This window comes from Vibrio sp. Y29_XK_CS5 (assembly GCF_024181835.1).
Taxonomy (GTDB): Bacteria; Pseudomonadota; Gammaproteobacteria; order Enterobacterales; family Vibrionaceae; genus Vibrio; species Vibrio harveyi.
Genome location: NZ_JAMZAM010000001.1, coordinates 262,935 through 278,693 on the forward strand (window position 1 = coordinate 262,935; position 15,759 = coordinate 278,693).

Genomic DNA, 15,759 nt, shown 5'->3' on the forward strand with positions numbered 1-15,759 from the left:
ACAAAATATTTCAAGGTCAGCATTATACAACTTAGTGAGGGGGGAAGTGGTAGCAATATTTGCTTGAATAAAGCAAGAGAACACCGAAGTGTCCTCTTTTTAACCAGATGGCGTTTTAATTATCCAATCCAATTGATGAAGTATGGAATGATCAGTGCGTTGGCTAAGTCGATAAAAAACGCACAGACTAAAGGCACGATGATAAACGCTTGGTGAGAGTTACCGTACTTCTGTGCGACTGCCGACATATTTGCCATCGCCGTTGGAGTGGAACCAAGAGAAATTCCACCAAAACCAGAACAAACCACCGCCGCATCGTAGTTTTTTCCCATCAAAGGGAAAACGACAAAAATCGCGATACAAATAGCGACAAGAAACTGTGCGCCAAGAATGATGAAAATCGGTCCTGCCAAATCCACCAAAGCCCATAGTTGCATACTCATCAGTGACATCGCCAAAAATGCTCCTAACGCCATATCTGCGATCAATGCAACCGCGGGTTTTCTAGCCGGCCAGCGCGTTCCTGTTAGGCGCGGGTAAGAAGCAGGAATCAGGTTAGAAATCAGAATACCAGCAAACAGACAAGTTACGAACAATGGCAGCTCTAACCCTAAACTGCTGACGCCTTCATTCAAGATTGCACCTAAGATAATACATACATGAATCGCTAGCATCGCGTCTAAAAAGTCATAGGCATTGATCGAGGGTTGAGGCTCATCTTGCGCGGTACCGACATCCATCTCTTCAACTTTCGCGGGTTTGAGGTTGTGTTTGTTGATCAGGTACTTAGCAATAGGTCCTCCCATCAAGCTTGCTAAGATCAAACCGAATGTCGCGCTAGCGATACCGATTTCCATGGCGGTATTTAGGTCAAAAATTTCAGCAATTCTTGGTGACCAAGCGATAGCAGTGCCATGCCCACCAATTAATGAGACTGTGCCACTTAGCAAGCCAACCGCTTCTGGTTGACCGAGCATGGTGGCGATTCCGATACCAGTAAGGTTTTGAATCAACATATAGCCGATGGTGACCGAAAGCAGAATTAATAAAGGCTTTCCCCCTTTAAACAGATCTTGCAAGCTTGCGTTAATGCCGATGGTGGTAAAGAAATACACTAAGAGTAGGTCACGAGTCGCGAGATCGAATTGGACATCAATTTGAGTAACGTAATGAATCACCGCAAACAGTACGGACACCAAAATACCGCCAGAAACCGGTTCTGGAATACTGAACTCTTTGAGGAAAGTACTCGCTTGCGTTAATCGCCTACCTAAGAATAAAACGATGATTCCAAGAGTCACCGCGAGAAAGGATTCGACTTGTAATACACCGTCGACAAAGTTCATAACCACTCCTGTTCTAATAAAACATGATGAGAGAATTAATCGGTACGTTTACCTCTAAACATACTGACATGTTTGAATTACATCCAGTTGCATACTAATGAATTTGAACCAAGTCGGATTACTCTGAATATGGTATTCCCATGACAGATAGAAAAGAGGAGTGATACAAGGTTGCGTTAACCTATGCATGACTCCTCGTCGAATCAGCTCAAAAAGCCCCTAATTAAATAGCCAGTAGCTTTCTGGGTTATCAGGGCATTGGTATGGACCACACTCGGCAAATGTACCGATGGCATTAAGTGCGACAACGGAGATAGCCAACAGGCAAGCAATTCGACCAAGGTTGCTCATTTGGTAAGGTTCCGGTGACTCTTCTTTACTGGTGAGCATAAGGATGACCGCCACCGCAAATATAGTCGCGACGAACAAGACAAACGCCCAAGTGTAATAATGCATACCTAAGATAGGGCTACCATAACCAGGCGTTCCCGGAATGACATGCAGTGAGACTTGTCTTAGCGATGTGGCTACTCCATAAAGTGCGCCAATTAGAACCACGCCATAATGTCGAGCGTGCGGACCGTAAACCACATTCAATAGAAAGCCGAACATGATCATGACAAAGCCAATGCGTTGTAACAGACACAATGGGCAAGGCAGTTCATTGAGTACAAATTGCAGAACAAAACCAATTAACAACACGGCGGTCATGCCGAGTAATCCGAGGGTATTGAGTAAAGCCAAATAGTTGCGATTCATATCAACGCCCCCTACAACAAAATAGCTAGAGGGTCGGTTGCATGGTGGCTGAACCAATACAGCCCAATGATCACGGAGGAAGCAAAGAAGGCATAACCCATCGCTTTCTTGCCTAAAAATGCACTGAGCATCGCGATTAACAATAGTACAAAAATTAGTGTCATCATGAGGGAGTTCCTTCCTTACTCTCTGATTTCAATCCTTTTAACTATAGGAAATGCGTATCAATGCGCGACTTTATATAAAAAAGAGGAGAGGGCAGATTCGAGGTCCCAGATGAATCTGATCCTCTCCCCAAAACCGTTTTTACAAAAACGCGTTACTTACCGTCTTGTTTTGGTGGTTGTTCCAACGCCCAGTCACCGCCTAATGATTTATAGAGTGCGACGGTAACTTGTGCCGTTTGCAATTTGGCAGCAAGCTGACGGTCTTGCATCATGCGTTTTTGTCGCTGTGCATCAAGGACGGATAAGTGATCGATTAAACCTGCGCGATAGAGTGATTTCGCTTTGCTGACCGCGTTGTCCGTTGCCTCCAGCGCTTCTTCAATTCGGCGTTGGTTCTCTTGGCTTCTTCCGTAAGCAAATAGGGTCGAGTCTACTTCTGTAAATGCGGAATCAACGGCGTGTTGGTAAGCCAAGGTGGCGGATTCAAAACGAGCTTGGTTGATTTTCTCTAACGCTTCACCACGACCTCCGTCAAATACATTCCAACTGATACCTGCTGAGCCTACCCAGCCAAATGAATCACTACTGAATAAGTCATCAAAGCTAGACGCTGAAACACCTGGCGCCCCTGTTAGGAAGAACTTCGGATATTGATTGGCCACACTAGCTGCGAGTTCTTCATTGATGGCAGCCATTTCACGTTCCGCAATGCGGATATCTGGTCGACGCTGCAACAAGTCAGAAGGCAGCCCAATCGGCACCACGTTTTGCATGGTAGGTACTGTTTGTGACTGAGCGAGTCGTATCTCGACTTTCGATAAAGGCTCACCAAGTAGTACCGCAATGCGATGCTTGTGCGCTTGTTGTGCGATTTCCAATTGAGGGATGATGGATTCCATTGCTGCCAATGTTGCTTTAGCTTGGGCTAAATCGAGCTCGGAACCGTAACCACTGCGAACCACCTTTTCGACTAAATCCATGGTTTTTTGTTGGTCCTCTAGGTTGGATGTTGCCAACGCGAGACGTTCTGTTGCACCTTGATATTGTAAGTAGTTGTGGATCAAATAAGCGGTGAGCAATGTGGTGAGCCCACTCTGATAGATTTCAGCTTGTTCTACACGAATCTTTGCCGCATTAGATTGACGCTCAAGACGCCCAAATAAGTCCACTTCCCATGCGATGCTTGCACCAGCAAAAACGCCATCATGTTGATTATCTAATAGTGTCGTGTTGCCAATCTGTGGCGGTAAACCTGCTGCTGAATCACCAATCGGATTGAGTGCAGGACCCAGCAGAGAATCATTTTTGCTCAGTTGGTAGTTGAAGTAACCCGCGCCAATATTGACGGTTGGTACTTTGAATGACTCTACAACGGTTTTGTAGTTCTCAGCCATCTTGATGCGCTCTGCTGCCACTCGTAACGGGATGTTTTGGCTTTGCATATCAAGGACTAAATCGTTCAGCGTCGGATCATTAAATTCCGTCCACCAAAAGGCTTCTTTTTCGCTAACCTGGCTGACGTTGCTTTGCTCAGCATGAAGATAGGTTTCAGCCATACTTGTGGTTGGCGCTTGGTAGTCGGGACCAACAGCGCAACCGGATAAACTCATTGCCAATACAAGTGGCGCAAGAACGAACTTTTTCATGATTACGCCTCCTTCAGTTTGGCGTCAGTGTGGGTTGTTTGTGGCTTTTCTTTGTATGCCAAGCGATACAGTGCCGGCATGATGAACAATGACAATACTGTCGCTGCTGCCAAGCCACCGATAATGGTTGCTGCCATTTGGTCGAACAATAGGTCTGACAGCAGCGGAATCATTCCAAGGGCTGTTGTTAATGCACCCATAGAGATCGCCATCGTTCGGTTGACGGTAGCCTCCTTAATGGCATCGACCAATGCGCGTCCATTTGCTCGTTCTAGTTCGATTTGATCCATCAATACAATGCCATTTTTAATGATCATCCCAGTCAGCGTTACCGCACCAATCAATGCCATAAAACCGAATGGTTTATCAAAACCAAGCAAAGCAAAGGTTGCGCCCGTTGCGGCCAATGGCAAAGTCGCAAAAATGATGATTGGTTGTTTAAAGCCGTTAAACATCGCGACCAAAATGATCACCATAATTAACATCGCTTTCGGTAATTGCTTGAAGATATCCGTAACAGCTTTGTGTTCGTCGTAGAACTCTCCACCCCATTCCAAGCTGTAGCCCGCAGGAAGGTGAATGGCTTCAATCTGATCTTTCACAGCATTTCTTACTGTCGCAGGTGTCGAGTGACGTGCGACACCCGCTTGCGCAGTGATGGTTTTTACTCGGTTACGACGCCAAATCATGCTCTCTTCTGGTACTAACTCAAAGCCATCAACCACCTGACCAAGAGGTACGCTGTGCATGCCCAGTAGTGAACGTACAGGTAATGTTTCCAGTGACGCCATGTTTTGAGAAGTGCCACGCAGTTGAATTGGAATGAGCTCATCATTGAGATTCATCTGTCCCAAAGGCATGCCGTCAGAAGCACGTTTCAAAGCAAAGGCGATGTCCGCACGGTTGATACCAGCTTGACGCATTTTGTCTTGATTGATGATGGGTTTGAGAACCTTGCTCTCTTGGCGCCAGTCATCACGAACGTATTTTGCATCAGGATGAGTAGCAAAAATGGCTTTTGCTTGATCCGCTAGCTGATGCAGTACTACTTCATCTGGACCAGAGAAGCGAGCTTCGACTGCGTATTTGTCCGAGGTTGCGAGCTTCAGCGCTCTAAAGCGGGGCTCTGCGTCCGGGAATGTGTTCTGCAGCCATTTATCACCACGTTCAACAAGTTGGCTGATGCCTGCGTAATCCTTGGTATTAATTAAAATCTGACCATATGCGGGATCAAACGGTTCGGGTTCTACAGTCACAGAGAATCGAGGTGCACTTGCGCCCATGTAGCTAGAAATACTTTCTACTTCAGGTTGCTTGAGCAGCCACTGTTCGACTTTGCGCATGTCTGCTGAGGTTTGCTCAATCTTGGCGCCATTTGGTAGCCAGTAATCTAGGAACACGATAGGGCGATCCGATTGTGGGATGAAGTTTACCGCTACATAGGGCACGGCAAATGCAGTCACTAAAATCAGCGGAATCAATGCCGTCAGTGCTTTCATCGGATTGTCGACTGTCCAAAACACTAATTGCTTGTATCGGCTTGGTTTGGCATCTTCATCCGCGGGTGTTGGTTTGATGAACATCCAACACATCAATACGGTGAAGGTCATGGCAACCAGCCAAGACAGCAGCAGCGATGAAGCAACAATGTAGAATACTGAACCGGCAAATTCAGCCGAGTCGGTTTTCGAAAACAATACTGGGCTTGCACCCATGATGGCGATGATGGTGGCACCAAGTAGTGGTACTGCCGTTTCCTTGACTGAATCAATAGCAGCACGAGTGCGCTCAATGCCTTTGCTCAGCTTCACGATCATCATGTCAGTGATCACGATGGCATTATCTACCAACATGCCTAGCGCAAGGATGAAGGTACCTAGCGAGACACGATGCAAATCAATTCCCGCGATGTTCATGTAAATCAACGTGAGCAAGATTGTTAGCAACAAGCTTGAGCCAACAATCGTTGCGCTTTTAAAGCCCATGAAGACCAGCAGCACCACGAATACGATACCGACACTTTCCAGTAGGTTGCCCACGAAGTCATCAATGGCTTTTTGTACTTCCTCTGGCTGATAAGCGACGGTAGAAATATCGACGCCGAGCGGCAATGTTTGCTCGTAGTTATGGATAATGTCACGAATGGTATCGCCCAATGACACAACGTTAATGCCTTCAACAGGACTCACCGCCAAAGTCACGGCAGGTTGACCATTAAATCGACTTTCTGTCAGCGCGGGAGTTTGGTATCCCATACTCACTTCGGCGATGTCACCTAAGCGAATTAGACCTGTGCCTAGTTCACTTACGCCACCTTTGATTACCAAGTTGCGAATATCGTCTAGTGATTGAAACTCGCTGGTTTGCGTGATGCGAATACGCTCGGTTCCTGCATCGAATTTCCCCGCTTCAAAGGTCATGTTTTGTGTGCTGAGCTGGTTCCACACTTGCGCCACAGATAAGCCGTATTGTGCTAAACGCTCATCAGGCATATCGATGTGCACGACACGCGGCTGTACGCCGTGAAGTTCGATCTTTTTGATGCCTTTTACCGCCTTAATTTGGCGCTGAAGCTCTTCTGCATAACGACGTAATTCTTCTGGTGCTGCGTCTTCACTGTGGATAGAGAAAAGCATGCCGTACACTTCAGAAAACTCATCTTGCACTATGCTGATTTGTGCCGTAGAAGGCAGTTGTAGCTTCACGTCATTCACTTTACGTCGCAGTAAGTCCCATTGCTGAGGCAACGCTTTTGAATTGAGACTCTCTTTCAAATCGACAAATACCATCGACATTCCAGGACGAGACAATGAACGTAATCGGTTCAGTTCTGCCATTTCCTGCAGCTTAGTCTCAATAGTATCGGTCACTTGCTGTTCGACTTCTTGAGCCGATGCTCCCGGATACAAGGTCACCACGACAGCGGTTTTAACGGTAAAGCTTGGGTCTTCTAATTTCCCTAGGTCGAAGTAGGAGTAAATACCCGCCACCACACTTAAGGCGATGAAGAACAACACGAAAGTACGCTGTCTTATCGCGAATTCGGCTAAATTGATCATGGTTTGAACCTATAGCGTTTTGATGGTTAGGTTTGGCGTGTTATCGCCTGGTTTGAGATAGTGAGTTCCGCTGATAACGACATAGTCACCTTGTTGGAAATCGCCGGAAACACAAGCTTGATGAGAATCGATGGATTGCAAGTTAACGGGTTCACTGTGTACGACAGCATCTCGCACCACGTTGACGTGTAGGGTCTTCTTTTCGCCCAAAATGGCAGAGTATGGGAAGCAGTGGCTTGATTGATTCGGTTGGAACGAGGTCGTTACCGTAACCGCTTTACCATTGAACAAGTTTTTAGAAATAGAATCGATCGCTAGCGTGACAGGATAAGTTTGCTTGATTAAATGCTTTTTCGGAGCAATCTCGGCGACTTTTGCACTGTAGGTTTGCTCAGCACCGTACCAAGAAAGTGCTGCAGATTGACCAAGGTTAAACTGTCGAACCATATTTTCTGGCACATCGATATCCACTTCCCATTGCCCATCTTGCTGAATCGTAGCCACGCTCACGCCAGGCAGGGTTTGTTCGAAAGCATCAATACGGACTTCACCAATGTTGCCTGAAAATGGTGCGCGTAATGTGGTGTAAGTCAGTGCGTCTTCCGCTCGCTGGATGTTTTTTTCTACCACTTTGACAGCGGATAGACTGCGTTCATAACCGCTGATGGCACGGTCTAAATTAACGCTAGCAATGGCATTATCGTCAGTTGCTTGCTTAACGCGCTTAAGCTCCGCTTTCGCCAGTTTATGTGCGGACTTTGCCTCCAGCATACGAGCTTGTAGCTCTTCTAGTGAGACTTGATAATCGTGTGGGTCAAGCGTAGCAATGACTTGCCCTTTCTCGACATGATCGCCTTTCTTCACCAAAACGCTTTCTACCGTGCCTGGTACACGAAAAGAAAGAGAAGCACTTTCTTTGGCGTGAACAATGCCGCTAAATGATTTGCTTGAGGCGGAGTTGCTGTCCTTTACTTCGACGACTTGTATTGGTCGAGGAGATTCAGGTTCGGCGAATGTGGTTTGGTTTTGGTTACAACCAAGCAGCGCGAGTGTCGCTGCACTTAACGCTGTGGTTTTGAATAGACGGTTCATAAGATGGCTCCCTAATTTTGGTGCCATCATACAATCGAACGCTGTTCAGATAATTACTCGACTCTGAGACTCACTGTCTCAAAAAATGAGACAATAATGTATCTAAACCAATTTGGGGATTTCTTTAATTAGATGCTCAATAAGTAATCGGCTCGCTTGGCTTAGGGTTTTAGGTTGAGGGTAGAGTAGCCAGCCAGACTCTTCTGTTACCGAATACTGTGACAATAACTGGACCAAAGTGCCCGATTCTAATTCACGTTTTACGAGCAGTTTGGGCATAAAAGTAATGCCGCGATCTAAGATGGTGGCGTTTTTAATAAAACCGATGTTATTCGAGATAAGCTTGGGACTGAGTTGTACGCTTTGTTCTTGAAAATGCCAGACATTATCAATGTCGCCATTTGGCCAACGGAAGCACACGCATTGATGCGTTTTTAATTGCTCTAGTGTTTCCGGCGTTCCATGGGTTTGTAGGTAGCTCGGGGAGGCGACCAAGCATCGGTCGAGCGTCAGCAGTTTGCGTGCCACAATATCAGAATCGAATAATGCACCACCGTGAAACGCAATATCCAAGCCTTGTTGGAACATATCATGAAAGCCGTTGTTGATATTACGAATATCTAACTCAACATGAGGGTATTGATCGTGAAAGTCGAACAGAATAGGGCGCACTAGTTCATCGGTTTCAGGTAATAAACCGAGCTTGATTCGACCGCGGACCTCATTGGTATCGTTGCTGACTTGCTCATTTGCAGAGTCGAGCATAGTGAGTGCTTTTTGCAGATTCTCGTAATACGCCTCGCCGTTGTTGGTGAGCGATAAACTGCGTGTTGTTCGATGGAATAGCTGTGCTCCAAGAGATTGTTCTAACTCTCCAATTCGCCGGCTTACATTCGCACGTGGTAAGTCCAGCGCATTGGCTGCGGCGGTAAAGCTACCTAAATCCACCACCTTAATGAACAGTTTGAGATCGTCAATTTTCACTCTGGCGCTCCATGCTTATTGAACACTGTATTAAACCGTGACACTCTAAAGCATCACGAGGTTATGCACAAAACATAACGCGACTTTTGATAACCGTCACTTGTCATCAAATAGAAATAGGGAATTAATGTGCTGAGAGTTATCCAACGCCGTCGAATCAAAAAGGTCATTAAATTACTGTCTGCAAGGCTAATAAAGGGCTATGGCAGTCGTGACTACTTTTCTATTGGTCAAGTTCAGAGCAGTACAACTGAGTTAAGTAAGCGCCAACAACACATTGCTTTAGCGCTTTATGCTAACCCTGAAGCGCTTAACTCAGAAGAAGCTACTGAAATTCAGTCTCTGCGCACTGATGTCGCCAATGATTTTTTCGAAGGTGGTGACTACAACGCGCAAGATGTGTTGAATTTATTGGGCTCTGGCGGCTGGAAGGGAGGACGTATGGATGATGATATGTCCCACCGATTTGGAATGAATAGCCGATACTAAATCTCGTAATCTAATACGATGATGTCTTCAAGCAGAGGTCTAAATACTTCTTTCAAGGCGTCGTGCTCAGGGTGAGGCAGATAATTCTGACGACCTGCTTCATCAGAAAATGTCATTATCACGGCGTGCGTGTAGTCTTTGTTCTTTCCTTCTGGGCTGTTGTTTAAGCCCCACTCAACGTCGGTTACGCCTTCTACTTTCGTTGGCATGGTTTCGAATAGCTCTCGTAATTGCTGAATTTTTTCGCTGGTGGCAGAAGCTTTAAATTTGATGAGTAGAATGTGTCTGATCATGGTTTTGGTCATGTTGTTGTTTTTGAAGAACAACACTATAGCGGGCATCTGCGCTCAAGTTAGCTCTTAGCTTCACAAAATAGGAAAACCAAAACGCGAGCACAGTGGCTCGTGCTTTAGTTAAGTTAGCTAGATTATCGGTAGTTAGTGTGAGCGATTAACCTTCGAGACGCTTCACCAAGCAGAAGTGCTTTTTACCGCGTTGAAGCAACCAGTACTGGTCGAACAGTGGGAAGTTCAAGCTTGGTTTTTCTGTATCGATTTTTTCGCCGTTCACACTGATGGCGTTGTTGCCAATTAGCTCACGAGCAACGCGTTTTGAGCTGGCTAGACCGGATTCAACCAGAAGCTCAACCAAGTCTTGCTCAGCACTTTGCATGCTCGGTAAGCCATCGAGTTCCAACTGTTTTAGCTCGCTCAAGCTCAATTGCTGCACATCACCGCTAAATAGCGCTTGAGTGATTCGTTCTGCACTTGCTAATCCTTTTTCGCCATGAACAAAGCTTGTCATTTGTTCCGCTAAGATACGCTGTGCTTGCGGTTTGCCTTTACTCTCTTTGTCTTGTGTTTCAATTGCTGCAATCTCATCGCAACTCAAGAAGGTGTAGTAGCGTAGGAAGTGGTAAACATCGGCATCTTCCGCGGATAACCAGAATTGGTAGAAGGCGTAAGGCGAGGTTTTACTTGGATCCAGCCACACTGCACCTCCTTCGGTTTTACCAAATTTAGTGCCATCGGATTTGGTGATCAAAGGTAAGGTTAAGCCAAATACTTGTTCACCATTTTGACGGCGAGTAAGGTCAATGCCGCTAACAATGTTGCCCCACTGGTCGTTACCACCGATTTGTAAGCGACAGCCATACTGACGGTTTAATTCTGCAAAGTCGTAAGATTGCAGCAGTGCGTAACTGAACTCGGTGAATGAAATCCCTTGGTCTGGGCGTTGTAAGCGTTGCTTAACCGACTCTCGGCTGATCATGGTATTCACGGAGAAGTGTTTACCCACATCGCGGAAGAAGTCGATCACGTTAATTTGCTTCACCCAATCTGCGTTGTTTACCATGATCATTGGCTTGCTGACTTGGTTATTCATCAATTGTTGAATTTGGTTCGACAGATCTTTTACCCAGCCTGTTACGGTTTCTTCTGAGTTTAAGCTGCGCTCTGTTGCTTTAAAACTTGGATCGCCGATCATACCCGTTGCCCCACCAATCAGGGCGATGGCTTGGTGTCCTGCATCTTGAAAGCGTTTGAGCATAATAAGTGGAACAAGGTGACCGATGTGCAAGCTACCTGCGGTTGGATCGAAGCCGCAGTACAAGGTTTGTGGCTCAGAAAGCAGTTGTTGAACTTGGTCTAAATCACTCGCTTGGGCAATCAAGCCGCGAGTTTGTAAATCTTCAATCAGTGTCATCGTCTTATCTTTATCTGGTTCGGTTGTATTCAGATTAAAAGGCGATGCGGAATCGAGATATATCCCTAAAGGGACAGTTTGTTATCTTGATTGAGTGATCAGGTGGTTGAGAAACAACTGAAAGAACTCGCTTAAAGACGCCACATTCAGTTGTGCGTAGATGCGTTTACGGTGATTCTTGACTGTGCCTTCTACGACATCTAGCTGCGTTGCAATCTCTTTGCTGTCATAGCCTTGCGCGATTAATGCGGCAATTTCTTGTTCTCGATTAGTGAGGACAGTTTCGCCAAAAGATGCCAGAGCGGATTCAATTGCAGTACGCATTTGTCCCGAGTAGGTGGTAGGACTGAAAACTGGCTCGGCGAGTGTAAACTCGGTTTGTTTCCAGTGCTGTCGGCACAAAGACTGAATAATGGCAAAGTAAGATTTGAGCTTGGCTACTTGAGGCTTGGTGAAGCGCTTATCGTCCTGCATAAAACCGAAGTAGAACATCACCCAACGTGTCGGTTCGATTTCGACCAACATGCTGAGTTCATCTTTCCAGCCAGTTTGATGGTAGAACTGCTCGCAGTAGGCTTGATAATCGAGATCGTTGCGCGCGACATCTTTTCTCACCACGTCTTTGAGCGTAAAGATACCTTGTTCTTTGTTAGCGTTAAGTTTTTGATAAAATGGGTCATTTTGAAAAGAAGTCGTGAGATAACGCTGGAACAGTAGCTCGCGTTCATTTTCAATCGAATCATACAGGTAGATAGGGTGTTTGCCTTCGCGGTAGCCGAGGATCACTGCGCAATCAAAACTCAGTAGTGAAGCTATCACGCACATGAGTTTAGGCGTAAAGCTTGGTGAGTTAAGGGCAGATATTGTTTCTGCAAGCTGAGTGTTGAATGCGTCGCTGGGCATGGTGATTCGGGAGTTCGATAAAGGTTGGGGTAAGCATAACGCAACAGGCTGATATCCCAAAGTGATCAGAAAGGGGAGCGTTGTGCTCCCCCTCAATAAATCATTGTCACTAAGAGATTACTGTGAATCGGTTAGCTCTTTATTCACCCAGTACTTTGAGCCAGAAACGTTTGCATCAACTAATAACCCTGTGGTGTTTAGCTGATATACTGCTACGCCGCTGTTGAATTGCGCTGTCATTTCTTCGCCGTCCTCACCAGCGACTAAAGAAGCTTCGCTTGATGCTTCCCAACCTTCTTCGACAAAGGTGTTAAAGTCTTTTTCTTTTTCAAACAGTACGACTTGCTGGTAGAACTTACCACCAACGCCAAGAGCGACGCCTGCACCAAACATATTCATATAAGTACGTTGATCTGTGGACTTGTTGACCGCAACCCCAGAGCCCGAGTTGGTATGGAACATCAGCGATAGTTTGCGTGAATCAAAAACCGCGTAGCCGTATGCCTTGTCGTACAGTGCTTTGGCTTTAGGCTCTTCATTGAACAGTTTGAGAAGTGTGCTATCCGCCATAAGATCAATCGCTTGGCGTGCTTCTTCAGGTGTATCGCCTTCCATCAGTTCGGTGATCTTCTTGTCCGCTTCATCGATCCAACCTTTACTGGTTTCAATGCTTGCGTCGGTCCACTCGCCAGCGGTGTTAATCGCATCTTCTGACCAATTGGTGAAATCCTCCCAAGCTTGTTTGGAGAAGGCTTTGGTGCTGTCCCAAGTTTCTTTAGCGGTGTCAGAGACGGCATCTCCTAGGTCTGAAAGGCTGTTGGAAATGTCATCCCAGTCTGCATAAGCAGGAGAAGCAAGAAGCGTTAATGCGGTAATGAGAGCAAGTGGCTTTTTCATAGGTCCATTCTTTTATGAAATCATATTCTTTTATTCTAGGTGAAAATTTTAGCAGGGAGAATTGATCAGCTTATTGGGTTGGGATTGCTGTCACGAACTCACGTAGGTTTGACATAATTAAGACACAGTAAAAAGCCCTCAAACTCAGGAGCTTGAGGGCTATATTATCGACAGAGTAGAGTGGCTTATTTGCTCACTTTACCTAGCTTCAACCAGGTATCGATAACCGTATCTGGGTTCAATGACACAGAGCTGATGCCTTGTTCCATTAACCATTCTGCAAGGTCATCGTGGTCTGATGGACCTTGACCACAGATACCAACGTATTTGCCTGCTTTAGTGGCCGCATCGATCGCCATTTGTAGCATGGCTTTCACCGCTGGGTTACGCTCATCGAATAGGTGTGCAACATCGCCAGAGTCACGGTCAAGACCAAGTGTAAGCTGAGTCATGTCGTTTGAACCGATAGAGAAGCCATCGAAGTACTTCAAAAATTCGTCAGCAAGTACCGCATTTGATGGCAGTTCACACATCATGATGACTTTTAGACCTTGGTCGCCACGGCGTAGGTCGAACTTAGCAAGTAAGTCGATAACCGATGCCGCTTCGCTCGGTGTACGAACGAACGGGATCATGATTTCAACGTTTTTCAGACCCATCTCGTTACGAACGCGCTTGATTGCCTGAGTTTCTAGCTCAAAGCAGTCTTCAAACACTGGAGAAATGTAGCGAGATGCACCACGGAAGCCCAGCATAGGGTTTTCTTCATGCGGTTCGTAACCTTTACCGCCGACCAAGTTGCTGTACTCGTTGGATTTGAAGTCAGACATACGTACGATGACGCGTTTTGGCCAGAATGCTGACGCGATGGTAGCAATGCCTTCTGTTAGCTTACTAACGTAGAAGTCGATTGGATCTTTGTAACCACGGATACGTTCAGTGATTTCAGCTTTTAGCTCATCGCTTTGTGCGTCGAAGTTCAGCAGCGCTTTCGGGTGAATACCAATCATCTTGTTGATGATGAATTCAAGACGCGCAAGACCGACACCTTCGTTTGGAATCTGAGCGAAGTCGAATGCACGGTCTGGGTTACCCACATTCATCATGACTTTGGTTGGTAGCAGTGGAAGTTCATCAACCGCAGAGCGTTTCACTTCGAAGTCCAGCTCGCCTTGGTAAACGTAACCCGTTTCGCCTTCAGCACAAGATACTGTTACGGTCTCACCGTCAGTCAGTTTGCTGGTGGCGTCACCACACCCAACGATAGCCGGAATACCAAGTTCACGTGCGATGATGGCTGCGTGACAAGTACGACCGCCACGGTTTGTAACAATCGCAGAGGCTTTCTTCATCACTGGTTCCCAATCTGGGTCAGTCATGTCTGTAACCAGTACATCACCGTCTTGGACCAATGACATTTGGTCTAGAGAGTCAACCAAACGTACTGGACCTTTACCGATACGTTGACCAATTGCACGACCTTCAACCAAAACGTCTGCTTTGTTGCTCAGCTCGTAACGTTCAATTACGTTTTGCTCGCTTTGAGAACATACGGTTTCAGGGCGTGCTTGAACGATGTAAAGTTTGCCGTCGATACCATCTTTTGCCCACTCAATATCCATAGGACGCTGGTAGTGCTTCTCGATGATCATCGCCTGTTTTGCCAGCTCTTTGATCTCTTCATCGTTCAGAGAGAAGGCATTGCGCTCTTCTACAGAGGTATCGATGATCTCAACTTGCTTACCGATCTCTTGGCTATTTGAGTAGATCATCTTGATCTGCTTAGAGCCAAACGTCTTCTTAACGATAGGGTATTGACCCGCTTCTAGCATTGGCTTGTGAACGTAGAATTCATCAGGGTTAACTGCACCCTGAACCACCATTTCACCCAAGCCCCAAGAAGAGGTGATGAATACGACCTGATCGAAGCCAGATTCTGTATCTAGGGTAAACATAACGCCAGAAGAGGCTTTGTCCGAGCGCACCATGCGTTGAATGCCTGCCGATAGCGAGATGCCTCGGTGGTTAAAGCCTTGGTGTACGCGGTATGAAATTGCACGGTCATTGAACAGAGAAGCGTAAACGTGCTTAGTCGCTTCTAAGACTGCATCAATGCCTTTTACGTTTAGGAACGTCTCCTGCTGACCAGCAAATGACGCGTCCGGCAGATCCTCTGCAGTTGCAGAAGAGCGAACAGCAACAGAAATCTCAGGGTGATTATCTGTCAGTTCTTTGTAGTTATCGCGGATGTCTTGTTCAAGATCCGCCGGGAACGGGGCTTCTAATACCCATTGACGAATGGTGGCACCTGTCTTGCGCAGGGCTTCTACATCCTCAACGTCCAGTTCATCAAGTAGTTGGTGAATACGCTCATCCAAACCTTCGTGGTCAAGGAATTGGTTAAACGCATACGAGGTTGTCGCAAAACCGTTTGGTACCGATACACCAACATTGGCTAGGTTAGAAACCATCTCGCCAAGTGAAGCATTTTTACCGCCGACTTTGTCGACATCATCCATGGATAGTCCATTGAACCAGAGGGTGTTCTTTTGCATGTCTTTCTCCAGAAACATTGCAGCTTTGTAGGGATTAATACCAACCTCGAACAGTGGTTATGCATCCTTGCAGGTCAATGTCATTGAAGACGCAGTTTCGAGCTGATAGCAGCCATTGTAGATAAGGGGCGTTAACTACAACTTCCCAACTAGGG

General features: G+C 46.3%; 13 protein-coding genes. 1 reads left to right on the forward strand and 12 read right to left on the reverse strand.

Translation table 11 applies throughout. From position 1 onward, the window contains the following. Positions 1 to 119 precede the first annotated feature (119 nt). The 7 genes from gltS to NL647_RS01300 all read right to left on the reverse strand — a co-directional run bounded on the left by gltS (position 120) and on the right by NL647_RS01300 (position 9,053). Complete coding sequence (gene gltS / locus NL647_RS01270) at positions 120 to 1,346, reverse strand: sodium/glutamate symporter (RefSeq protein WP_005451274.1); 1,227 nt, start codon at positions 1,344 to 1,346, stop codon at positions 120 to 122. A gap of 219 nt (positions 1,347 to 1,565) precedes the next feature. Next, on the reverse strand, positions 1,566 to 2,105 hold the full coding sequence (locus NL647_RS01275; protein WP_009697204.1) for a disulfide bond formation protein B: 540 nt from the start codon (positions 2,103 to 2,105) through the stop codon (positions 1,566 to 1,568). A gap of 11 nt (positions 2,106 to 2,116) precedes the next feature. Next, positions 2,117 to 2,272, reverse strand: coding sequence for a DUF5993 family protein (locus NL647_RS01280; RefSeq protein ID WP_253649500.1), 156 nt, complete (start codon positions 2,270 to 2,272; stop codon positions 2,117 to 2,119). A 152-nt stretch (positions 2,273 to 2,424) separates the two neighbouring features. Then, a complete protein-coding gene (locus NL647_RS01285; protein WP_253649501.1) occupies positions 2,425 to 3,918 on the reverse strand; it encodes an efflux transporter outer membrane subunit in 1,494 nt (497 codons plus the stop codon). Positions 3,919 to 3,920: 2 nt separating this feature from the next. After that, entirely contained in the window at positions 3,921 to 6,977 is a 3,057-nt protein-coding gene (locus tag NL647_RS01290) for an efflux RND transporter permease subunit (RefSeq protein ID WP_009697202.1), read from the reverse strand. Positions 6,978 to 6,986: 9 nt separating this feature from the next. Further along, positions 6,987 to 8,069: an efflux RND transporter periplasmic adaptor subunit gene (locus NL647_RS01295; protein WP_029790137.1), complete on the reverse strand. Its 1,083-nt coding sequence runs from the start codon at positions 8,067 to 8,069 to the stop codon at positions 6,987 to 6,989. Positions 8,070 to 8,171: 102 nt separating this feature from the next. Next, positions 8,172 to 9,053: a LysR family transcriptional regulator gene (locus tag NL647_RS01300; RefSeq protein ID WP_005451283.1), complete on the reverse strand. Its 882-nt coding sequence runs from the start codon at positions 9,051 to 9,053 to the stop codon at positions 8,172 to 8,174. 129 nt (positions 9,054 to 9,182) lie between these two features. Here NL647_RS01300 and NL647_RS01305 point away from each other — a divergent pair, with 129 nt between their 5' ends. Then, positions 9,183 to 9,542, forward strand: coding sequence for a DUF6559 family protein (locus NL647_RS01305; protein WP_029790136.1), 360 nt, complete (start codon positions 9,183 to 9,185; stop codon positions 9,540 to 9,542). On the opposite strand, the gene NL647_RS01310 is transcribed toward NL647_RS01305, so the two are convergent. The 5 genes from NL647_RS01310 to ppsA form a co-directional block, all read right to left on the reverse strand. Beyond that, positions 9,539 to 9,847, reverse strand: coding sequence for a Dabb family protein (locus NL647_RS01310; RefSeq protein ID WP_182878411.1), 309 nt, complete (start codon positions 9,845 to 9,847; stop codon positions 9,539 to 9,541). The genes NL647_RS01305 and NL647_RS01310 overlap by 4 nt on opposite strands. A 145-nt stretch (positions 9,848 to 9,992) precedes the next feature. Next, on the reverse strand, positions 9,993 to 11,249 hold the full coding sequence (tyrS, locus tag NL647_RS01315) for a tyrosine--tRNA ligase (protein ID WP_009700222.1): 1,257 nt from the start codon (positions 11,247 to 11,249) through the stop codon (positions 9,993 to 9,995). 81 nt (positions 11,250 to 11,330) lie between these two features. Continuing rightward, positions 11,331 to 12,152 carry a LuxR family transcriptional regulator gene (locus tag NL647_RS01320; RefSeq protein WP_253649502.1) on the reverse strand — a complete coding sequence of 274 codons (822 nt, stop codon included), beginning with the start codon at positions 12,150 to 12,152 and terminating at the stop codon, positions 11,331 to 11,333. A gap of 117 nt (positions 12,153 to 12,269) precedes the next feature. Further along, a complete protein-coding gene (locus tag NL647_RS01325) occupies positions 12,270 to 13,049 on the reverse strand; it encodes a hypothetical protein (protein WP_017188640.1) in 780 nt (259 codons plus the stop codon). A 185-nt stretch (positions 13,050 to 13,234) separates the two neighbouring features. Further along, positions 13,235 to 15,604: a phosphoenolpyruvate synthase gene (ppsA, locus tag NL647_RS01330; protein WP_038898784.1), complete on the reverse strand. Its 2,370-nt coding sequence runs from the start codon at positions 15,602 to 15,604 to the stop codon at positions 13,235 to 13,237. Positions 15,605 to 15,759: the final 155 nt, after the last annotated feature.